Annotated in this window: 14 protein-coding genes; 13 read left to right on the top strand and 1 reads right to left on the bottom strand. The window is 64.2% G+C overall.

Features of this window, described 5'->3' with window-relative positions:
- The first annotated feature begins 282 nt into the window (after positions 1 to 282).
- Positions 283 to 402: a helix-turn-helix domain-containing protein gene (locus tag D2E22_RS11010; protein ID WP_126032326.1), complete on the top strand. Its 120-nt coding sequence runs from the start codon at positions 283 to 285 to the stop codon at positions 400 to 402.
- A gap of 461 nt (positions 403 to 863) precedes the next feature.
- Here the strand turns inward: D2E22_RS11010 and D2E22_RS06665 are convergent, their stop codons facing one another.
- Positions 864 to 1,982, bottom strand: a complete 1,119-nt coding sequence (locus D2E22_RS06665) for a hypothetical protein (protein ID WP_241218273.1) — start codon at positions 1,980 to 1,982, stop codon at positions 864 to 866.
- A gap of 1,049 nt (positions 1,983 to 3,031) precedes the next feature.
- Here D2E22_RS06665 and D2E22_RS06660 point away from each other — a divergent pair.
- The 12 genes from D2E22_RS06660 (at position 3,032) to D2E22_RS06600 (ending at position 22,008) form a co-directional block, all read left to right on the top strand.
- Entirely contained in the window at positions 3,032 to 3,985 is a 954-nt protein-coding gene (locus D2E22_RS06660; RefSeq protein WP_126032325.1) for a hypothetical protein, read from the top strand.
- 977 nt (positions 3,986 to 4,962) lie between these two features.
- Positions 4,963 to 9,633 carry an acyl-CoA dehydratase activase-related protein gene (locus D2E22_RS06655; RefSeq protein ID WP_241218292.1) on the top strand — a complete coding sequence of 1,557 codons (4,671 nt, stop codon included), beginning with the start codon at positions 4,963 to 4,965 and terminating at the stop codon, positions 9,631 to 9,633.
- A gap of 169 nt (positions 9,634 to 9,802) precedes the next feature.
- Positions 9,803 to 11,074 carry a glutamate-cysteine ligase family protein gene (locus D2E22_RS06650; RefSeq protein ID WP_126032324.1) on the top strand — a complete coding sequence of 424 codons (1,272 nt, stop codon included), beginning with the start codon at positions 9,803 to 9,805 and terminating at the stop codon, positions 11,072 to 11,074.
- A gap of 451 nt (positions 11,075 to 11,525) precedes the next feature.
- Entirely contained in the window at positions 11,526 to 12,344 is an 819-nt protein-coding gene (locus D2E22_RS06645) for a DUF5067 domain-containing protein (protein ID WP_126032323.1), read from the top strand.
- 652 nt (positions 12,345 to 12,996) lie between these two features.
- Positions 12,997 to 13,563 (top strand): NADPH-dependent FMN reductase, encoded by a 567-nt coding sequence (locus tag D2E22_RS06635; RefSeq protein ID WP_126032322.1) that lies wholly within the window; start codon positions 12,997 to 12,999, stop codon positions 13,561 to 13,563.
- Positions 13,564 to 14,033: 470 nt separating this feature from the next.
- Entirely contained in the window at positions 14,034 to 14,723 is a 690-nt protein-coding gene (locus D2E22_RS06630; protein ID WP_241218272.1) for a MarR family winged helix-turn-helix transcriptional regulator, read from the top strand.
- Between the two features lie 101 nt (positions 14,724 to 14,824).
- On the top strand, positions 14,825 to 16,753 hold the full coding sequence (locus tag D2E22_RS06625) for an ABC transporter ATP-binding protein (RefSeq protein WP_126032429.1): 1,929 nt from the start codon (positions 14,825 to 14,827) through the stop codon (positions 16,751 to 16,753).
- A gap of 68 nt (positions 16,754 to 16,821) precedes the next feature.
- The gene (locus tag D2E22_RS06620; protein ID WP_206431393.1) at positions 16,822 to 18,828 is read left to right on the top strand and encodes an ABC transporter ATP-binding protein; all 2,007 of its coding nucleotides are present in this window, start codon (positions 16,822 to 16,824) and stop codon (positions 18,826 to 18,828) included.
- 149 nt (positions 18,829 to 18,977) lie between these two features.
- On the top strand, positions 18,978 to 19,832 hold the full coding sequence (locus D2E22_RS06615) for a tyrosine-protein phosphatase (RefSeq protein ID WP_126032320.1): 855 nt from the start codon (positions 18,978 to 18,980) through the stop codon (positions 19,830 to 19,832).
- Positions 19,833 to 19,944: 112 nt separating this feature from the next.
- The gene (locus D2E22_RS06610) at positions 19,945 to 20,157 is read left to right on the top strand and encodes a hypothetical protein (RefSeq protein ID WP_126032319.1); all 213 of its coding nucleotides are present in this window, start codon (positions 19,945 to 19,947) and stop codon (positions 20,155 to 20,157) included.
- Positions 20,158 to 20,444: 287 nt separating this feature from the next.
- Complete coding sequence (locus D2E22_RS06605) at positions 20,445 to 21,536, top strand: glycoside hydrolase family 5 protein (RefSeq protein WP_126032318.1); 1,092 nt, start codon at positions 20,445 to 20,447, stop codon at positions 21,534 to 21,536.
- A gap of 196 nt (positions 21,537 to 21,732) precedes the next feature.
- Positions 21,733 to 22,008 carry a hypothetical protein gene (locus D2E22_RS06600; protein WP_126032317.1) on the top strand — a complete coding sequence of 92 codons (276 nt, stop codon included), beginning with the start codon at positions 21,733 to 21,735 and terminating at the stop codon, positions 22,006 to 22,008.
- The last annotated feature ends 96 nt before the right edge of the window (positions 22,009 to 22,104 follow it).

Genomic DNA, 22,104 nt, shown 5'->3' with positions numbered 1-22,104 from the left:
CGTGCGTACATGCAAGCGCACATGACGCCCGGCATGTCCACGTCACGCCCGACGCGCCCCGTGCGCGCCGCTGAGCTCGAATCTGTAAACCCCGATTCGAGCCCTAGGGATGGCCATAGACCGCGCAGCCTAGTGTGAACGCTGCGGCCGATGGATGCGGTACCACCTAGGGCAGGTAGATAGGGATACAAACGAACAGCTCTAAGCTCTCAGAGCGCGGGACAACTGAATACTGGATTTACGGCCTCGCTAGTACCATTGATAGCAAAGGAGGTGAGAAAAATGGGACTAGCCGAGCTGCGAAAAGCAAAAAAACTGACGCAGCGCGAACTCGCTGAGAGGGCGAGCGTGCCGCATGTGAGTATAGCCAATATCGAGCGGGGGGGGGGCTCGCGCCCCTAGCGATATGACGTTAGGCACTGCCGTGCGGTTAGCTGACGCGCTCAAGCTCAAGGACTTGCGGAAACTCTTGGAGCCGTGAGGCTCTGGCGCCAGCGGGGTTTGGCCCTACCGGATCATAACCGGACTGGCGCGCGCTGCCGCCACTGTGGTGGCGGCCGGTTGCCCATGCCGTTCATGGGCGTGTATGGCATGGCTGCCGGGTATGAAAAATGCCCGGCATGTGCAAGATGCCGGGCATTGAGTTACCTGAGCGGCTAACGCCGGAAAGGGTAACTATGCTTTCACCTACTGATGGATGATAGCACAGATCACGGAAGAGAGGTTATCTCTAACCGTGAGTATGTGTGGGAAACGCCAGACGAAGGCACGTTCGTCCTGCGGCTGGATAAGCCTAAGATAACATATAAAAAATAGTCAGCGCGACTGCTCGGTCCATACGCCGAGCGATCGTGTCGTCGGCGCTACTGCGCTTTCATAGCCTGCGAGTCGATCCAGTTGCTGACGGTGGAGATCGCCTCGTCGAGCGTCACCTTGGCAGCCTTGTAGATCTTCGAATCCGTGATCGGCGACAGGTCGAGCTTTTCGGCCGCGTCGATTGCCGACTGCAAGCCATCGCTGATTCTCTTGCCCGTCTCGGAGGATCCGTACTGCTGCTTGACCGACGCGAGCAGCCCCCTCGCATGTTCGAGCGAATCCTTGAAGCCTTTCTTCGCCGCGGACGTATCGTCGTCTGCGTCGTCGTCTGCGTCGTCGTCTGCGTCGTCGGCTGCGTCGTCGGTCATCGCACTGCTTGATTCGTCGGCACCGGAGCCGCTGAGCCACTCCATCATCTTCTTCTTCCAGTCGCCGCTGCCGAGCAGGCCGCGCTGCTCTTCCTGCTGCTTCGTGATTGCACTGACCGACTTGTTGAGCGAATCGGTCGTGTTGTTGACGGTGTCGGCCACGAGATTGAGCTGCGTGATCGTCGCGTTCGTCGCGCATCCTTCGGTCGAGATGGTCTGTTCAGCGGCGCCCGCGGCGTCGGCGACCGCGTCGATCATGCCGTTGACGCCGAGCGCGTCGAGCACCCACTGCTGCGTCGACGACAGGTTCTTCGTCGTGTCGACGAGCTTCTTGCGCGCGTCGCTGAAATCGCTGACCGCCGTGCGGCACCGCAGCAGCGCCTCGGCGTGCTTGTTGCTGTAGACGATCGCGCCGCACACGCCGGCGATGAGCGCGACGACGACCACGATCGCCGTGACGATCGGCCACTTCCTGTGCGGCTTCTTCGAGTTTGCGTCCCCGTTCGCCCCGTTGCCGCTATCGTCCCCATTGTCAGCGGACGGCGGTTCCGCCGGCGGGAAACTGACGGGGGCGGGTTCGGCCGGACGCGGTGGTAGCGCCACCGTGGCGGGACCTTCGCTGATCTGCTCCTCGACGTCGATGCGCGTCGTCGGCATCGTCTGCGGCATCGGCGTCGTCGGCGCGTGCGCGCTTGAGTCTGACGGCGTCGGCGTTGGCTCGGCCGTTGCGGGGAATGCGGCGGTGTCGGCGGCCATCGACGATTCCGGATCGGTCGGTTCGTATCTGCGTTCGGACATGGGCACCCCCGTTTGCTGGCCTGCAATCTTGTCTCTATGCGCGCCGTGCCCCCGACATCTCCACGTCAGACAGCGTTCTTGCGTCTGCTGCCCCTATATGCGCGCTGCACGGCTTCGCGATACCGGCGATTCTAGCAGTGTGCGGCAACCCGGCCGCAGCCTTGTCTTCACCGCCGGATGCGCCGCGCAGTGCGTATGCATGCGCGGTGCGCGACGTTGGCGTGGGATCTCGTGTCCTGTCGTGCGCACATGTGTGCGGTGCGCGACGTTAGCGTGGGACCGCGCGTCGCGTTGCGCGTATGCATGCGCGGCATAGGGCGATGGTGTGCGGTTGTGCGGTCTGCGGCGCGCACTTGTGCGCGGTGTGCGACGCTGGTGCAGGGCTGTGCGTCTTGTGGCGCGTATGCATGCGCGGCGCGCGACGCTGGCGCAGGGTCTCGTGTCCCGTTGTGCGCACATGTGCGCGGTGTGCGACGCTGGTGCAGGGCTGTGCGTCTTGTGGCGCGTATGCATGCGCGGCGCGCGACGCTGGCGCAGGGTCTCGTGTCCCGTTGTGCGCACATGTGCGCAGTGTGCGATGTTGGCGGGGGACTGTGCGTCGCGTTGCGCGTATGTATGCGCGGCATAGGGCGATGCCGCTGAGTTGTGCGTCGCGCTACGCGTATGCGTGCGCAGCGCATGACGCCTGGATGTTGCGTAGAGCGCACTCATGCGCGACGTGGAACGTTTACCATACGCCGCGTATATGCGTGCGCTGTGCTGAAGGCGGCATTGTGGCCTACGCGGACGTCAACGCCGATGCCTACTCCTACAGCGGCGCTGACACCGGCGCCGTCGGCGCCAGACTGCAGATCTATACGTATCCTGCGTCCGCGTTCATGGCTATCCCCAGCGTTGTGGATAATCATGCCGCGTGTATCAACAGTGTGGATTGTTGATGATGTGGATAACAGTTCGTGTCGTCCACATTTCGGGACTGAGCCGGCCTTCCGGTCACAAGTGCCCGTTGTGCTTGCCTGGCCGATCCGCTTCAACGTAGATTCATCCGCATGAAGACGAACAAGGAGATTGAACGACTGCTCGACGAAGCGCAGCATGAGGGCCGTTGCATAATGAATGCGACTGCCGCGCAACGGCGTGCGTTGGGTCGGCGCGTGCAATGCGGCGAAGTGGTGCGCCCCATGCCCGGTCTGTATGCGCGGAGCGCGTACTGGAATCAGCTTGACTCCGCGGAGAGGAAACGCCATGTCATACGTTGCTTGGGGAGACGGCATCCGCATTGGGTGTTCGGAGGCATTGCAGCGGTAAGCATGCATGGCGTCGACCATGAACGGGAGGCGGACGAAAGCGGCATCGTCGTGATTTCCGACAAGCATCGCTCCCAGACTATGTCGGCGCATGTCGTCCATCGTTATGAGCGGAATTGCCCGTACGTCGTCATCGATGGAGTCCGTGTGCTGCCCCCTGAGCGTGCAATCGCCGAATCGATGCGCGACTATGGCTTCATCAATGCGGTGGTCGTGGCGAGCTGCGCGCTACGCAACGGCATGACGAAGGAACGGATCGGCCATGAGCTGCGTACGGTCGGCGGTTGTGGCGCTGACGCGTGGCATGCGCTTGAAGTCGCGGATGGTGGATGCGAGAACGGCGGCGAGGCTCGGTCGATTGCCGTGTTCGACCTGCTCGGCGTCGTCCCGCCGTTCACGCAGCGGGAGTTCGTCGATCCGCAAACGGGTAGAACGAAGCGCACGGATTTCGCATGGCGCATGGCGGATGGCGGCTGGCTGGTTGGCGAGCTCGATGGGCGCGACAAATATGTGGATCCTTCCATGACGGGAGGCAGATCCGTCGAGGAGATCGTGGACGCCGAGCGCGAGCGTGAGCGTGCGCTGGAACGGGCGGGCGTGAAGGGCATTGTACGATTCCGGATCCGCGATACCTACCATCCGCAGCAGTTCGCACACAAGTTGCGTGCGGCGGGCGTTCCTTTTGTGATTCGGTGAATGGACGTGTGCGCAGCGTGTGACGCTGGTGTGCGATTGCACGACTTGCGGCGCGTATGGCTACGCACTGTGGGACGCCGATGTGTGGTTGTGCGTTGCGGGATGCGTACGGGTGCGCGGAGCGGGATGTGTGGGTGTGGCTGTGCGACTTGTGGCGCGTATGCGTGCGCGGTGCGGGACGCTGATATGCGGTGGTGCATCGCGGGATGCGTGCGGCTGCGCGGTACGGGACGTTGGGGTGGGCTGTGCGTCCTGCTGTGCGTATGCGTGCGCGGTGCGGGACGCTGGGATGGGGGTGTGCGTCCTGCTGTGCGCAGGGGTGCGTGCGACAAGACGTTGGGGTGGGCTGTGCGTCCTGTGGTGCGTATGGGTGCGCGCAGTGGGACGTTGGGGTGTGGCTGTGCGACTTGTGGCGCGTATGCGTGCGTGCGACGGGACGCTGGGATGGGGGTGTGCGTCGTGCAGCGCGTATGGGTGCGCGCGATGCGACGCGCTGGGGTACGGGGATGCTGGTGGCCGGCGCCGTAAACGTACCGAGGCATGACTATGCTGTAATGATTGCCGTATGAGGGTTTCTCAGGGAAACGAAACCCGACATATCGGGCGCAAATGGTGGAGTCACGCCATTGCCGGACGCCGCGAGCGAATGCCGCGAGCGAATAACGAATGAGGTAGTGATGGTTCATCCGGAGGAGCAGATGCCGATCGACGACGTGACGACGGGGGAGTGCGAGTCGATGGCACAAGCCGATAGTCTGCGGTCCGGGATGTCCCCTCAATCCAGGTCCGCCGCGTCGGGCATGGGTGCTGCGGCATCCGTGTCCGTTGCATCCGCTGTTTCCGCGCCCGTTGCAGCGTCTGGCTCTCCTGCAACGACTGCGGCATCTGCATCTTGTGCGTCAGCTAGGCCGGCTGCGCCAGCTGCAGCAACAGGATCTGCTGCGGCATCCGCGCCCGCGGCGCGTCGCAGCCGTCCGCTGCGCATCGGACTCGACATCGGTTCGACGACCGTCAAGGCCGTCGTCCTTGACGATTCGGATGCACTCGATGCGCCGCTGTTCGCCGACTACCGCCGCCACCATGCGAACGTGCGCGCCACGATGCAGGGGCTGCTCGAGGACATCGAACGCAGCCTCGCCGAGCAGGGCCGCGCCGGCGAGCCCGTGCGCCTCGCGATCACCGGATCTGGCGGCCTCGCGCTCGCTGACGCGATCCATGTGCCGTTCGTGCAGGAGGTGATCGCCGAGACGCGTGCGATCGACGAGCAGATTCCGCAGGCCGACGTCATCATCGAACTCGGCGGCGAGGACGCGAAGATCACGTATCTCAAACCGACGCCCGAACAGCGGATGAACGGGTCGTGCGCCGGCGGCACGGGCGCGTTCATCGACCAGATGTCGACGCTGCTGGACACCGACGCGGCCGGCCTCAACGAGATGGCGAAACGCTACGGGAACCTGTATCCGATCGCGTCGCGCTGCGGCGTCTTCGCGAAGACCGACCTGCAGCCGCTCATCAACGACGGCGCCGCCAAGCCCGACCTGGCCGCGTCGATCTTCACGGCCGTCGCGACGCAGACGATCGCCGGCCTCGCTGCCGGCCGTCCGATCCACGGCACCGTCGTCTTCCTCGGCGGCCCGCTGTTCTTCATGTCGGAGCTGCGCGAGGCGTTCCGCCGTGCGCTTGACGGCAAGGTCGACGAATTCGTCACGCCCAAGGACGCCCACCTGTACGTCGCGTACGGCGCGGCGCTCACCGCCGGCGAACCCGACCAGATCGAACATGCCGACGACTATCCGCCGCGCACGCTCGACGCGATCATCGCCGCGCTCGCCGACCTGAGCAACCTGGGCGCGAACACGGCGACGATGCCGCCGCTGTTCGCGAGCGCGCAGGACCGCGAGGCCTTCGACGCCCGCCATCATCGCGAACATGTGCACGTCGGCACGCTCGACGGCGCGCACGGCCCGCATTTTCTCGGCATCGACGCCGGCTCGACGACGATCAAGGCGACGCTCGTCAACGACGACCGCGAAATCGTCTGGAGCTCGTACGCGACGAACGACGGCTCGCCGCTGACCGCTGCGATCGACATCGTCCGTCGCATCCAGCATGAGCTGCCCGAGGACGCGTGGATCGCGCGCAGCTGCGCGACCGGCTACGGCGAAGGCCTGATCACGACCGGACTGCACCTGGACGAGGGCGTCGTCGAGACGATGGCGCACTACCGCGGCGCCGAGATGACGTGCCCGGGCGTCACCGCCGTCATCGACATCGGCGGCCAGGACATGAAATACCTTGCGATCGACGACGGCGTCATCGATTCGATCGCCGTCAACGAGGCGTGCTCGTCCGGCTGCGGCTCGTTCCTGCAGACCTTCGCGCAGTCGATGGGGCTTTCGATCGAGGAGTTCACGAAGGCCGCGCTCGAGTCCACGGCCCCGGTCGACCTCGGCTCGCGCTGCACCGTGTTCATGAACTCGTCGGTCAAGCAGGCGCAGAAGGAGGGGGCGGGCATCGAGGACATCGCCGCCGGCCTGTGCTATTCGGTCGTGCGCAACGCGCTGTACAAGGTCATCAAGCTGCGCGATTCGGGCGAGCTGGGCGACAACGTCGTCGTGCAGGGCGGCACCTTCCTCAACGACGCCGTGCTGCGCGCCTTCGAACTGCTCACCGAACGCGAGGTGACGCGGCCGAACATCGCCGGCCTGATGGGCGCGTACGGCGCGGCGCTCACCGCGCGCATGCACTACGACGACGTCGCCGACGACACGGACGGCGACACCGCCGACGCCGGCACGCACGTGGCGCGCATCGACGGCGTGGACCACACCGTCTCGAGCATCCTCACCGGCGACGCGCTCGACGAACTGTCGATGACGACCGAACGCGACGTGTGCAAGCTGTGCCAGAACCACTGCAAGCTGACGATCACGACGTTCCACGACGGCTCGCGCTACGTGACCGGCAACCGCTGCGAACGCGGCGGCGACGCGAAACGCAAACGCAGCGACCGGCCGAACCTCTACGACTACAAGTACAAGCGCGCCTTTGCGTACCGCCGGCTCACCGACAAGAAGGCGACGCGCGGCGAGATCGGCATCCCGCGCGTGCTCAACATGTACGAGAACTACCCGTTCTGGTTCACCCTGCTCACGTCGCTCGGCTTCAAGGTCGTCATCTCCGGGCGAAGCAACCACGAACTGTTCGAGACCGGCATCGAATCGATCGCGTCCGAGAACATCTGCTACCCGGCGAAACTCGTCCACGGCCACATCACATGGCTGCTCAACAAAGGCATCAAGACGATCTTCTACCCGTGCGTGAGCTTCGAGGACGACCTCGTGCCCGAATCGGACAACCATTTCAACTGTCCGATCGTCGCCAACTACCCGGTCGTCGTCGACGCGAACATGCCGCGGCTGCGCGAGGACGGCGTGCGGTTCATGAAACCCTACTTCAACCTGTCCAAGCACGACCTCATGGTCGACCGCATCGTCGAGGAGTTCGCCTGGGCGGGCGTCACGCGCGACGAGGTCGAACTGGCCGTCGCCGCCGCCTACGCCGAAGACAAGGTGTTCAAACACGACGTGCAGCAGGAGGGGCTGCGCGCGCTCGCCTACATGAAGGAGCACGACTGCCGCGGCATCGTGCTCGCCGGGCGCCCCTACCACGTCGACCCCGAAATCAACCACGGCATCCCCGAGACGATCTGCTCGCTCGGCATGGTTGTCCTCTCCGAAGACTCCGTCAGCTGGCTGAACCCCGAAGACAAGCCCCGCCTGACCGCATACCTCGCCGACGGCGAAGCCGACCCGCATGCGCACAACGCCGACGGCTTCCGCCACGTCGACGACCGCAAGGTCACAAAACTGCCGCTGCGCGTCATGAACCAGTGGGCCTACCATGCGCGCCTGTACAAGGCCGCCGACTTCGTCGCGCACTGGCCGGGTCTCGAACTCGTGCAGCTCAACTCCTTCGGCTGCGGCCTCGACGCGATCACGACCGACCAGGTCGCCGAGATCCTCGCCGACAAAGCCGACGTGTACACGATGCTCAAAATCGACGAAGTGAGCAACCTCGGCGCCGCCAAGATACGACTGCGCTCGCTCAAAGCCGCCGTCGAGGAACGCGAAGGGCGCCGCGACGCGCGCGGGACCGCCGCCGACACAGACATCGCACGTTCGACGACGGCGACGACGGCGACGACGACATCGACGACGGCGTCCACACGGCTGACATCGACGTTCCGCAAAACCGGCACGATGGCGCCGACGCCCGGACGCCAGGCGATGCTCGACGCGATTATGGGCGCACGCGGCGCCGACGGCGCCAAGCATGCGCGCGCACAGAAGGCCACGATGAGCAACTACGCGCAGCACGTGCCGTTCACGAAGGCGATGCGCAAGACGCACACGATCGTCGCGCCGCAGATGAGCCCCATCCACTTCAGCCTCGTCGAAGCCGCCGTACGCGCCAGCGGCTACAAATTCGACGTGCTCACGCACGCCGACAAGACCGATGTGGAGACCGGACTCAAATACGTGAACAACGACGCTTGCTACCCGGCGATCATGACGGTCGGCCAGCTCGTCGAAGCCATCAAGTCGGGACGCTACGACCCGGACACGACGGCGCTCGCGATCTCGCAGACCGGCGGCATGTGCAGGGCGACGAACTACTACGGCCTGATCCGCAAGGCGCTGATCGACGCCGGATATCCGCAGATCCCTGTGCTCGCGATCTCGACGCAGGGATTCGTCGACAACCCCGGCTTCACGCCGACGGTGCCGCTGCTGCACCGGGCGGCGAAGGCGCTCATCATCGGCGACCTGCTGATGAAATGCCTCTACCGTGTGCGGCCGTACGAACAGCGGCCGGGCAGCGCGAACCGGCTGTACGAACGCTGGAACACGATCGTGCGCGAGACGCTGCTCAACCACGGCAACTCGCGGACAGCGAAGATGCTCTACGGGCGCGGGCACTGGACGTACGCGGCGCTCGTCAAGGGCATCGTGCGCGGCTTCGACGCGCTGCCGCTGCGCGACGTGCCGCGCAAGGTGCGCGTCGGCGTCGTCGGCGAGATCCTCGTCAAATACCATCCGGACGCGAACAACCACGTCGTCGACGTCATCGAATCGCAGGACTGCGAAGCCGTCGTGCCGGGCATCATCGACTTCATGACGATGCGCCCGTACATCAACGAATGGAACGCGCACAACATCGGCCTGGGGCGCAACAAGGCGCTGATGGGCGCGTTCAAGGGCGTCATCCACGCCTACATGAAACCGGTGCACGACGCGCTCGACGCCAGCGGCGGCAAGTTCGAGAAGGACCTGCCGATGGGCGAGCTCGTGAAGAAGGCGGCGACCGTCACGTCGATCGGCGTGCAGGCCGGCGAAGGATGGCTCCTGAGCGGCGAGATCGTCGAGCTCATCGAATCCGGCTGCCCGAACGTCATCTGCGCGCAGCCCTTCGCCTGCCTGCCGAACCATGTGACCGGACGCGGCATGTTCGGCAAGATCCGCAGGATGTACCCGGAGGCGAACATCGTGTCGATCGACTACGATCCGGGCGCGAGCGAGGCGAACCAGCTCAACAGGATCAAGCTGATGATCGCGGCGGCGAAGAAAGCCGCGCGTCGCTGACGCGCGGCCGTCTTCGCCGCTCCGCGGCGGCGGACGGGTCGATGAAACCGTGTGCGTGGGCGGATGGACGACGGCGTTGGTCACAATGCTCGGCGATTTGTATAGATTATCAGGAAGTTTTAGAACATCGACGCCGTGTCCCGAGCCGCGCACGTTACTATGGGCTCTTATGACAACACTACGAGTCTCATACGCGCATTCGCTTGTCGAGCCGAATTCGAGGCATGTGCGCAGTCTTGTCCGTTTCTTCGAACAGGGATGCTCCGCGCCCGGTACCGGAGGCTTCGGCGTGGAGATCGAGCATCTGCCGGTGCGCAACGCCGACGACACGGCCGTCACCTACGGCGAGCCGAACGGTGTGGAGGAGTTGCTGCGGCGTCTGCGGCCTTACTACGACGCCGATCAGGAATACTGGCAGGGCGACCATCTGGTCGGATTGGGGCGTGAGGGGCTCGCCGTATCGCTGGAACCCGGCGGCCAGATCGAAACGTCGATCGGTGTCCTGCGCAAGCCGGAGGAACTGCGCGCGTTGTATGGTCGGTTCATCGAAGAGGCGCAGCCGATCCTCGACGAACTCGGATTCCGCCTCGTCAACTACGGGTACCAGCCGAAGACGTCGTACGCCGACATCCCGCTCAACCCGAAACGACGCTACGCGGCGATGAACGAGTATCTGGGGCGCGTCGGCCAGTTCGGTCCGTGCATGATGCGCGCGTCGGCGTCGACGCAGGTGAGCATCGACTACACGAGCGAACGCGACGCGATCGACAAGATGCGGCTCGGCACCGCGATCGGCCCGATTCTCGCATGGTTCTTCCGCAACACCCCGTATTTCGAAGGCGAACGCAACCCATGGCCGCTGTGCCGTCAGCGGATGTGGGACTACCTCGACGTGCAGCGCACGAACGTGACGCCGGGACTCTACGACGAACGATTCGGCTGGGAGGACTACGCGGCGGATGTGCTCAGCACGCCGCTCATGTTCGCCGACCTGACGCACACGCCCGAATACAAAGGACGCCCCGAACATGAGCTCGAGTTCGCGGCGTTCTATTCGAACGCGGCCGACGTCTACCCGGACCGCGAGCTCAACGACTACGAAATCAACCATGTGCTCTCGACGCATTTCAACGACGTGCGCCTGAAGAACTTCATCGAGATGCGGCACTGGGATTCACTGCCGGTGGAGCGCGCCGAGCGACTCACGCAGATCGTCGGCGACCTGTTCTACGATCCGGAGCGCCTCGGGCGTCTTGAATCGTATTTCAGCGGACTGACCGGCGAGGACGTGCACGCCGCGAAGGCCGTGCTGCAGTCGCGCGGGGGAGATGCGAAGCCGTACGACCAGCCGATGGAGTACTGGGCGGAGGTCTTGGGCGTGGGCGATGCGCTCGCCGATGTGCCGGGGGATGCGAAATGGCCGGAGGTGCGGCAGGGGTAGAGGGGGCTTATCCTAAAAAGGTCCTGCAAGCGCGGGAGTGAGCCGCCTGTATAGCGATGCTTCGAGCATGCCCCGCATGTGCGGGGATTGGCGAAAAGGACGGAGCATCTCCGTGAGGATGGTATAGTTCCTCTCTGGTGCAGACGGTATACGACGTAGACTCCGACTGTTGCCCGAGCGAATGGGGCGATGCTGAGCATCTGGCGAGACGGCAACTGTTCGCGCATCTCAAGGAAAGCGAAGGGAAAGCGCAGCAGTATAGGATCTTCAAGCCATATGAGGCGTCGTCGTCATTCTCCCTCGACGACTGGTTGAAGATGTGCATGCCGGATCCGGATATGTCTGCTGTTCGCGCTAGATTGGCCGATGTTCTACGGAGGAAGGACTTTCGGTACGATGGGCAGAGGCACGATGGTGCGCACGCCACCAAGGGACAGGGAAGGGGACGACCATGTCGGATCAGTACAATCAGTGGAACGGCCAGTCGGGACAGCCTCAGCAGCCGCAGGTCGCGCAGCAGGGGCCAATGTACCCGGAAGCGCAATACCCGCAGAATAACGGCTACGGATTGGATGGTCAGCAGCCGTATGGTTCGAATGGCTATGGACAGGCGCCGATGCAGTCGAAATCAAAGGGTGTGGCTGTGTGGGTGACGATTGTGATCGCGGTGATCGCGCTACTGGCGGGTGGCGGAGCCGGTTTTGCAATCGGACGTGCCACTGCGCCGGCCAAGGAAGACGATTCGGTTGCCGCCGAGCAGACGAATGCCGATGCGCAGAACAAGAACAATGAGAGCGCAAACGGCGCCGATGGCAAGGACTCCAGCGCAGATTCCGATCTCGCAGGCTCGGATTCGAAGAGTGGTGGCGGTTCCAGCGATCAGAGCAAGGTCGGGGGAGACAAATACTCACCTGAAACCTACAATATGCAGATCTCGGGCACCAAGGTGCAGGAGGATGGCTACGGCCATCAGGTGATCATCGTTGCGGTCGATTGGGAAAACAATTCGGATGAGGATAAAAGCTTCATGACCACCTTCGCGAACGTGGACGCTTATCAGAACGGAAAGACTCTGAATATGGGAATGCTGTCCTTGGATGCCCCGATGTATGAGAAAGTAAGCAACTCCATGACGGAGAAGATTCAGCCAGGGGTCAAAACCACGTATTACGAAGTGTTCACACTCAAGGGCGATTCTCCTGTGACCGTTAAGCTTTTCGGCGGTGTTCCCCAAGAGGTCGTCGAGGAAAAGACCGTCAACGTCAAGTGACGCGTGATCAAGTGGCGTTCCGCCGACGAACCACTCTTCGCTCAATGCATGTGATTGCTTGCACGAACCCGGCGTCTATGTGAACCGTGTCAGCGGCGACCCATTGCGCTTCTCCGCTGACCAATTCGATTCCGGTTGCGGCTAACCGTCGTTCAGCGCACTGATCAGACGGGATGCGGTGTGCTGACTCAGGACGCGAGCCACTGATTCGCCCGCTGACGTCGCGTGTTGCGTATGTATGCGCGCTCTGTGACGCGGATCAGGCTTGTACCGCCCCATGCTGCGTATGCATGCGCTAGGCAAGACGCGAATTCGGCCGCCGGTGTCCCGTGCTGCGTATCTGTGCGCGCTGTGTGACGCAGCCTGACTCGGTGGCGTCCTGCGTGGCGTATGTATGCGCGCGGTGTGACGTGAATCCGCCCGTAGGCGTCCCGCGCCGCGCATACGTACGCAGTACGTGCCCCCGCGCTCACGCCCGTGCCGGCACCCACACTCGCGCCCCGCGCTTCCGCATACCGCGCTCCGCATTTGTTCACCGGTGGCTATTTCCGGTTCCCTGACGCCTCCCGCGGCACGAAGATGGTAGGCAGCAAGACGGATTGCGGCGGCGTATGGCCGTCTCAGCCCGTGCCTGAACCACCAAGGAGGAAACATGGCAGACAAGCCAACCATTGCATTTGTTGAGACCTCGCTCACCGACGGTTCGTTCGAGGCGGACCTCGCCAAGGAGATCATGAGCATCGTCGGCGACCGCGCCGAAGCGATCACCATCGACTACGAGGATCTGCCGCTCGCCGGCGAAGCCCCGGAGTACCCGCTGCCGGAGGCCGCGCTCGCCGTGCGTGACAAGCTTGGCAACGCGGACGCCGTCTGGGTTGTCGTCTCCGAGTACAAGAAGACGATTCCGGATTCGCTGCGCAACCTCTTCGACTGGCTGTCGCTGCCGTCCACGAAGGACGAGGAGGGGGAGAACGTGCTCAACCAGAAGCCGGTCGCGATCTTCGGCGTCGGCGGCTTCGAGGAGCTGCATCCGCGCATCATGGTCGGCGATCTGCTTGAGGATGCCGGCATGCGTCTCTTCCCGGTCGAGGTCGGACTGTCCGTTCCGGCTGAGGCTGTGCAGACCGGCGACTGGGCGATGACCTCCGCCGATCAGGAGGCGCTGCGCACGCAGGCCGAGGGCTTCCTGACCTTCATCTCCGAAAACAAAGTGAAGTGAACCTCCCGTCCGCGCAGTGCCGCGGATGACTGGTTCTGATGGCGACCCGCGCATCTCTCGACGAGCTGCGCGGGTCGTTCCATGTCCGCGTCCTGTTGCGTCGACTCCATCGACGATTCCGCCCGCGAACATGCCGTTTTCCGTCTGTTTCATCGACCATGTCGACCGAGCGGCTCGCAAAAGAGCTGTTTTCCGTCCCGTTCCGTCGACTCCGTCGTCGTCCCGTCCCCCCGTGTGCCATTCCGTCCCGCCGCCCGCCAGTTCATCCCGCGGATGCGCCCACTATCCCTCTCATCGAACCCTCGACCCTCTCCTCGTTACGCTGTGAGCATACAACAATTGCATCTGCAACAGTTGTATGCCGGACGTTCTAGACTGACCGGGTGGCGTACCGATGCGTGCGGCCCTGTGGCGCGCACGGCAACGGTCGTCCGCACCGTCGGCGATCGGCGCAAGGAAGGAGACGGATCGTGGTCATCGGGAACACGGACGACGGGCGCGCGGAGACGTGCCTCAAGCCGAGTCTGGAGATCCGCGCCGTGCATCATCTCATCGGCCGGTACTGGAACGTCGTCACGCCGCCGGAGTCCACAGGGTCGGGCACGAACATGCCGATCATCCTGTATCTGCACGACCACCGCAACGAGGACGTGTTCCAATACGACATCGAGCGCGCGTTCTCGATCACGCGTTCCACGGCGTCGCGCGTGCTCGCGCTGATGGAGAAGAAAGGGCTCATCACCCGCACGAGCGTCCAGTGGGACGCACGCGTGCGCAAGATCGAGCTCACGCCTGAGGCCGACGGCATCGTCGAAGAGCTGCAGCGTCGTTCGAGGCAGCTCGAACGCACGTTGTTCGACGGCTTCTCCGACGATGAGCAGCGCCGTTTCCTCGCCGATCTCGAGCGGATGAAGGCCAATCTGTATGCCTCCGGTCTGGTCGGCAAGGAGGCTCCGGGATGCGCGTCCGCGCAGTCGCAGGCCGACGGTGAGCGCCGCGAGGACGACGACGACCGACGGGGCGTCGGCGATCGCGTGCCCGCGCCCGTGCCGCCCACCGGTCCGCGACGTCCCTCCGATCCGGACGGACCGATCCAGCCGCCCCAATCATCCCAACCACATCAATCCCAGTCACCTAAGAAGAAAGGAGCAAAGCAGTGAGCGCAACCACCTCCACGGCCGACGCCGGCACGAAGCGGCCGGACGCACGACCGGCCTCGTCGCGGCCGTCGCAACCGTCGCAGCCGCCGAGCAAGAAGCATGTGATACGCACGCTCGGCAAGTCGCTGCGGGAATACAAGAAGGCGAGCCTCCTCTCGCCGCTGTTCGTCATCGTCGAGGCCATCATCGAGATCCTGATCCCGTCGGTCATCGCCGTGCTCATCGACAAGGGCATCACCGGCAAGTCGATGCCGGACATCTGGAAATACGGCCTGATCCTGATCGGCTGCGCGGCCGTCTCGCTATGCGCGGGCTTCCTGTCCGGCAGGTTTGCGGCGATCGCGTCCTCCGGCTTCGCGAAGAACCTGCGGCATGACGAGTTCGAGAAGGTGCAGGAGTTCAGCTTCGCGAACATCGACCGTTTCTCGACCGGTTCGATCATCACGAGGCTGACGACCGACGTGACGAACGTGCAGAACGCCTACCAGATGCTGATCCGCGTCGGCATGCGCGCGCCCGTCATGCTCATCGTCGCCTGGATCTTCGCGTTCCGCATCAGCCCGCAGATCTCGATGGTGTTCCTCGCGTGCATCCCGGTGCTCGCGGTCGGCCTGTTCGGCCTGGTCATCGTCGTGCACCCGATCTTCGAACGCGTCTTCCACACCTACGACGAGCTCAACAACGTCGTCGACGAGAACCTGCAGGGCATCCGCGTCGTCAAGTCCTTCAACCGCGAGGACTTCGAGGACAGGAAGTTCGGCCGCATCTCGCTCAAGATCTATGAGCAGTTCTGCAAGGCCGAGAAGCTGCTGTCGATCAACTCGCCGCTGTTCAACGTCTGCATGTACGCGTCGCTGATCACGATCGCGTGGATCGGAGCCCGCCAGATCGTCGCTTCCGGCAACAACGCCGCGCTCGGCCTGACGACCGGCGACCTGACCGCGCTCGTCACCTATGCGATGCAGATCATGATGGCGATGATGATGCTGTCGATGATCTTCGTCATGGTCATCATCTCCCGTGCGTCCGCCGAACGCATCTGCGGCGTCCTGACCGAGGAGAGCACGATCCGTGAGGGGAACGAGCCGGTCACGGCCGTCGCCGACGGCTCGATCGACTTCGATCATGTGAGCTTCCGCTATTCCGAGCATTCGGAGCGCCCGGTGCTCGACGACATCGACCTGCACATCCGCTCCGGGCAGACGATCGGCATCGTCGGCGGCACCGGCTCGGCGAAGTCGTCGCTCGTGCAGCTCATCCCGCGTCTGTACGACGTCACGTCCGGCGCGCTCAAGGTCGGCGGCGTCGACGTGCGCGACTACGAGCTCGAGTCGCTGCGCGACGAGGTCGCGATGGTGCTGCAGAAGAACGTGCTGTTCGCCGGCACGATCGCCGAGAACCTGCGCTGGGGCAACCCGTACGCGACCGACGAGGAGCTGCGCCACGCCTGCGAGCTCGCGCAGGCCGACGGCTTCATCCAGGAGTTCCCCGACAAATACGACACCTACATCGAGCAGGGCGGCACGAACGTCTCCGGCGGCCAGCGCCAGCGTCTGTGCATCGCCCGCGCGCTGCTCAAGAAGCCGAAGATCCTGATCCTCGACGATTCGACGTCGGCCGTGGACACGAAGACCGACCAGCTGATCCGCGAGGCGTTCCACCACGAGATCCCGAACACGACGAAGATCATCATCGCGCAGCGCGTGGCGTCGGTCGAGGAGTCGGACCTGATCGTCGTCATGCATGAAGGTCGCATCCTCGACCAGGGCACGAACGACGAGCTGCTCGCACGCTGCGAGGAGTACCGCAGCATCTACGAGTCGCAGACGCAGCAGCACACGCAGCGCGACCTCGACAAGGAGGCGCAGGACCTGCACGAGGAGGAGGCGGAGGCCAGCGGCTACCGCACCGACTACGACGAGGACACGTCGACCGCCGACATCATCGCGCGGCAACGGGAACGCGAACGGGTGCGCGAGGAGCATATCCGCAACGACATCGAACAGATCAAGGGAGGTGAGGAACGATGAGCGCAGCAGCAGCGACGACGGCGCGCACGGCGGTAACCGACAAGGAGACCCTCAACGACGACGCGCGCATGCCGAACGCGAACGGCATGCAGGGCATGCCGCGCGAAAAGGCGAAAAAGGGTACGCTCAGGCGATTGCTCAAGTACGTGTTCGCCTACCGGGCGCGCATGGTCTTCATCATCATCGCGATCATCGTGTCCGCGATCGCGCAGGCCGGATCGGCACTGTTCCTGCAAGCGCTGATTGACCACTATATCATGCCGCTCGTCGGCGAAAGCCATCCGGCGTGGGCGCCGCTTATCGAGGCGTTGCTGTTCATGGGCGTCCTCTACGCGCTCGGCACCGTCAGCGCATGGCTGTACTCGTATCTGCTCGTCGGCGTCGAACAGGGCGTCATGAAGCAGATCCGCGACGAAATGTTCGGGCGCATGCAGACACTGCCGATCTCCTACTTCGACACGCATGAGCACGGCGACGTCATGAGCCGCTACACGAACGACACCGACACGCTGCGCCAGGCGATCAGCCAGTCGCTTCCGCAGATGTTCGCCTCCGGCGTCTCGGCGTTCGCGGCGCTCGTCTCGATGCTGTACCTGTCGATTCCCTACACGGTCTTCGTGCTCGTCTTCACGGCGCTGCTGATGCTGCTGATCCGCGTGATCGTCAGCCGCTCCGGCCGCTATTTCGTCGTGCAGCAGCAGGAGCTCGGCGACGTGAACGCCTTCGTCGAGGAATCGGTCAACGGGCAGAAGGTCATCAAGGTCTTCAACCACGAGGACGCGACGCAGGCGGACTTCAACGAGCGCAACGAACGGCTCTACCAGGCGAGCACGAGCGCGAACACCTACGGCAACGTGCTGATGCCGGTCGTCGGCAACATGGGCTATCTGCTTTATGTGCTTTCGGCGATCTTCGGCGGTATGGCGGCGCTCGGCGGCTGGGGCAACCTCAGCTTCTCGGGCGCGACCTTCACGATCGGCACGATCATCTCGCTGCTGACGTTGTCGAGGTCCTTCGTCAACCCGATCGGTCAGGTCTCGCAGCAGATGACGATGGTCATGATGGCGCTGGCGGGCGCGTCGCGCATCTTCGCGCTGATGGACGAGCCTTCGGAGAAGGACAACGGCACGGTGACGCTCGTCAACGTCGAGCTCGGCTCGGACGGCCGCACGATGACGGAGACGTCGAGGAAGACCGGCCATTGGGCGTGGAAGCGCGAGGCGAGCGACGACGGCACGCGTTCGCGCGAGGCCGCGAAGCAGCTCAGCGACCGCGCCTACGAGGTGTGGCAGAAGGCGCATGAGCAGGCGGTGACGTCCCCGGACGGCAGGTTGACGCTGCTGCGCGGCGACGTGCGCTTCACCGATGTGACCTTCGGCTACGACCCGAAGAAGCCGGTGCTGCACGACATCACGTGGTTCGCCAAGCCGGGCCAGAAGATCGCGCTCGTCGGCGCGACCGGTGCCGGCAAGACGACGATCACGAACCTGATCAACCGTTTCTACGACATCCAGGAGGGCATGATCCTCTACGACGGCATCAATGTCCAGGGCATCAGGAAGCCGGATCTGCGCCGTTCGCTCGGCATCGTGCTGCAGGACGTGAACCTGTTCACCGGCACGGTGATGGACAACATCCGCTACGGCAAGCTCGACGCGACCGATGAGGAGTGCATCGCCGCGGCGAAGCTCGTCAACGCCGATTCGTTCATCCGCATGCTGCCGGACGGGTACCGGACGGTGCTGTCGGGCGACGGCTCGGGCCTGTCGCAGGGGCAGCGCCAGCTGATCTCGATCGCGCGCGCCGCCGTGGCGGATCCGCCTGCGCTCATCCTCGACGAGGCGACGTCGTCGATCGACACGCGCACCGAGGAGGTCGTGCAGGCCGGCATGGACAACCTGATGCGGGGACGCACGGTGTTCGTCATCGCACACCGCCTGTCCACGGTCAGGAACTCGGATGTCATCATGGTGCTCGACCACGGCCGCATCATCGAGCGCGGCTCGCATGACGAGCTGATGGCCGAGAAGGGTGAGTACTACCAGCTGTACACCGGTTCGCTCGAGCTCGAGTGAGCCTTGGCGCACAACCGCTTCGACGAAGGCGGCCGTGCCCGTGCGATGCGCGGGCGCGGCCGCCTTTTTGCCGGCCGGGTGCGGAGTCTCGCTTCCCTCTCGGCTCAGTGCGGGCGACGCGCGGGCGCGGCCGCGTAGGATGGTGCGGTATGCATGGGAACGAAGCGCGTATCATCCGGCAGATCAACCACGTCGAATCCGAGAACGAACACGGAGACGGGGATTGGAAGATCGTCTCGAAGCCGCTCGGGCTCGAAGGCGTGGGCAACATCCGCGACATGGGCGGCATCCCGACGCAGGACGGGCGCCGGATCCGTCCCGGCATGCTGCTGCGCTCGGCGAATCTGCACAAGGCGGCCGACGCCGACCTCGCGACGCTCGACCGGCTCGGCGTACGCAACGTCATCGATCTGCGCACGCATCAGGAACGCCATATGGAGGAGGACCGGCTGCTGCCCGGTTGGCGCTACCTGCCGATCCCGGTCTTCGACGAGGGCGCGGAGCTCGGCAAGCAGCTCAGGGGTCTCATCGCCGATCCGGGCATGTTCATCGAAAGCCTGTATCCGCAGATGGCCGCCTCGTCGATGGCGGTCGACTGCTGGAGGGAATGCTTCGGCCATCTGCTCGACGATGACGGCGGCACGCTGTGGCACTGCACGCAGGGCAAGGACCGCACCGGCGTGCTCGCCGCGCTTGTCCTCGCCTCGCTCGGCGTCGACGAGGCGCTCATCGTCGACGACTACCTCGAAACGAACCGTTTCATGCCGCACGTCTCGTCGAAGCTCGGGCGCAAGCTCGAAGCGCTCCTCGGTGCGCGCTTCGACGGCGACGTCAACCAGTTCCTGACGGCGGCCCCCGCCTACATCCACGCGTTCATCGGCGCGACGGCGCGCTACGGCGGCCTCGTCGGCTTCCTGCGCATGAAGGTGGGGCTGACCGCCGCCGATTTCGCGAGGCTGCGCGAACGCTACACCTGCGAGGACCGCTCCGCGCCGCAGGGCTGACGGCGCAAAAGGGGATGCCGATTCGCCTAACTGCGCAATCGCGCGGAAGAGGCGCCGAACGTGCTGTAATGGAAGACAGCAATATCCAACCATGGAACGAAGGACGGTTACCATGACCGACATGACCGAGCAGATGAAGAAGAACTTCGAGGAGATCAAGGAACGCATCGACGAGCACAAGGACGACTTCGAGGCCATCCAGAACTCCGTCTCGCAGCTGAGCGACAAGCTCAAGGACGCCAAGGAGGGCTGGGAGTCGGCGCGCGCCGAGAAGGGCGACAAGAACGAGATCGCCAAGGACGAGGAGACCCACCAGACCCACTGATTCATCATCGAACCGCCGGCTGCGCTTCGGCCGGCGGACCTTTGCATGGGGTAGGACAGGGCGCGTCGCACGGTGTTCCGTGCGACGCGCCCTGTCGTATGTCAGCCGTGGGCTGAAAACACGGCGTGGCGTGCGCACCCGCTTGTTAGCGTAACGCATATACGGCCGCACGGGCATCGGGGAAGCGGTGCGCCGTGCCGTCGCCATCCGCACGCCGGCAGGGAAAACGGCGGTGATGGGGCGGCCGCGCCATGCAGGCGGGGCGGGGCGGGTGAAGAGAAGCGAGGATGATGATGAAGAAGTGGGTATCGACCGTCATGACGCTCGTGGCATGTGCGGCGCTGCTCGCCGGTTGTGGCGTCGCGGCGCAGATGGAACCGCAGGCGAGCGGCGACGCGGCGATCACGATGGCGCCGAGCGGCGAGGGCGCCGCGGCGCCGGACGTGCCGGGGAACGCGGCGGACGTCGGGGAAGTGGAGACGACGACGGTCCCGCCTCTGCATGTGGAGGGGGCGAGGCTGCTCGACCCGGCCGGCAAGCCGGTCCAGCTGCGCGGCGCCTCGACACACGGCATCGCATGGTATCCGCAGTACGTGAACGCCGACCTGTTCGCGAACCTCAGCCGCGACTGGGGCATCAACGCGGTGCGCATCGCGATGTACTGCGCGGAAAGCGGCGGCTACTGCACCGACGGCGACAAGGAGCAGCTCAAGAAGACGGTGCGCGACGGCATCGACGCGGCCGTCAAGGACGACATGTACGTCATCGTCGACTGGCATACGCTGTCGGACAACGACCCGAACATGCACATCGACGAGGCGAAGGAGTTCTTCGGCGAGATCGCCGAGGAGTACGCCGGCGTGCCGAACGTGCTGTATGAGATCTGCAACGAGCCCAACGGAGGCACGACGTGGGCGCAGGTCAAGCGCTACGCCGAGCAGGTGATCCCGGTCGTGCGCTCGCACGCGCGGGACGCCGTCGTGCTCGTCGGCACGCCGGACTGGTGCCAGGGCATCGAGGCGGCGACGGCCGATCCGCTCGACGCCGACAACGTCATGTACACCGTGCATTTCTATGCGGCCGAGCATGGGCAGTGGCTGCGCGACAGGGTCGTGGCCGCCGTCAAGGCGGGCACGCCGGTGTTCGTCAGCGAATTCGGCGCGACGGACGCGGACGGCGACGGCGCCGTGGACGTCAAGGCCGCCGAGGCCTGGCTTGACATGCTCGACGGGTACGGCGTCTCGTACATCATCTGGAATCTGTCCGACAAGCATGAGGGCGGCGCGCTGTTCGCGACGAACGAGGCGCGCGACCCGATCGAATCCGACCTGTCGGCCGAAGGCCAATGGTACCGGCGGTATCTGCGCGGGTATCGGTAGACGGCCGATGCGCGGCGCTGCGGCGATGACGGTGAACGGCCTTCGACGCCCACGTGGCCACCTTGGTTACTGAAGCGCTTATGTATTTGGAATTATTGGGAAAAGATGCTTTCGCTGCGCGCGTCGGAAGCTGAATCCTCCTATGATGGACGGTACCGTCGTCGAAGACGGAACCATCAACAGTAAGGAGCCCCATATGGCAGACGAAGAAAAGAAAGAGGGCCTCGAGGCTCTGGACGCCGCACAGATCAACGAACTCAAGGAAATCGTCGTCGAGACCGACCATCCGCATGTCGACCCGGTGAGCGGCGAGTCGGACGGCAACGCCGACGATGGCTTCGACAAGCACGTCGAGGACGACGAGGACGCCAAGGAGATCAAGGAAGAGAAGAAGGAACGCACCGGCGCCGAGGAATCGCTGCTGTTCAACACGGCGAACACGTGGGAGAACATGGACGAGGTGCCTAGGTGACATCGTGAACGGTACGACCGTAACGACCACCCTCGCACAATCGTTGGTATTCCAACCTTTTGTGTACCATGTGCATAGCAGGTGGGGGGCACATGC

Origin of the sequence: Bifidobacterium castoris (assembly GCF_003952025.1) — a bacterium.
GTDB classification, from domain to species: domain Bacteria; phylum Actinomycetota; class Actinomycetes; order Actinomycetales; family Bifidobacteriaceae; genus Bifidobacterium; species Bifidobacterium castoris.
This window is presented reverse-complemented; position numbering and strand designations above follow the sequence as displayed.

Excerpts from the sequence above, each read along its gene's own strand:
- D2E22_RS06645 (WP_126032323.1), top strand. The coding sequence starts at position 11,526 with ATGTCGGATCAGTACAATCAGTGGAACGGCCAGTCGGGACAGCCTCAG.
- D2E22_RS06660 (WP_126032325.1), top strand. The coding sequence starts at position 3,032 with ATGAAGACGAACAAGGAGATTGAACGACTGCTCGACGAAGCGCAGCAT.
- D2E22_RS06600 (WP_126032317.1), top strand. The coding sequence starts at position 21,733 with ATGGCAGACGAAGAAAAGAAAGAGGGCCTCGAGGCTCTGGACGCCGCA.
- D2E22_RS06665 (WP_241218273.1), bottom strand. The coding sequence starts at position 1,982 with ATGTCCGAACGCAGATACGAACCGACCGATCCGGAATCGTCGATGGCC.
- D2E22_RS06620 (WP_206431393.1), top strand. The coding sequence starts at position 16,822 with ATGCCGAACGCGAACGGCATGCAGGGCATGCCGCGCGAAAAGGCGAAA.
- D2E22_RS06635 (WP_126032322.1), top strand. The coding sequence starts at position 12,997 with ATGGCAGACAAGCCAACCATTGCATTTGTTGAGACCTCGCTCACCGAC.
- D2E22_RS06605 (WP_126032318.1), top strand. The coding sequence starts at position 20,445 with ATGATGATGAAGAAGTGGGTATCGACCGTCATGACGCTCGTGGCATGT.
- D2E22_RS11010 (WP_126032326.1), top strand. The coding sequence starts at position 283 with ATGGGACTAGCCGAGCTGCGAAAAGCAAAAAAACTGACGCAGCGCGAA.
- D2E22_RS06610 (WP_126032319.1), top strand. The coding sequence starts at position 19,945 with ATGACCGACATGACCGAGCAGATGAAGAAGAACTTCGAGGAGATCAAG.
- D2E22_RS06650 (WP_126032324.1), top strand. The coding sequence starts at position 9,803 with ATGACAACACTACGAGTCTCATACGCGCATTCGCTTGTCGAGCCGAAT.
- D2E22_RS06615 (WP_126032320.1), top strand. The coding sequence starts at position 18,978 with ATGCATGGGAACGAAGCGCGTATCATCCGGCAGATCAACCACGTCGAA.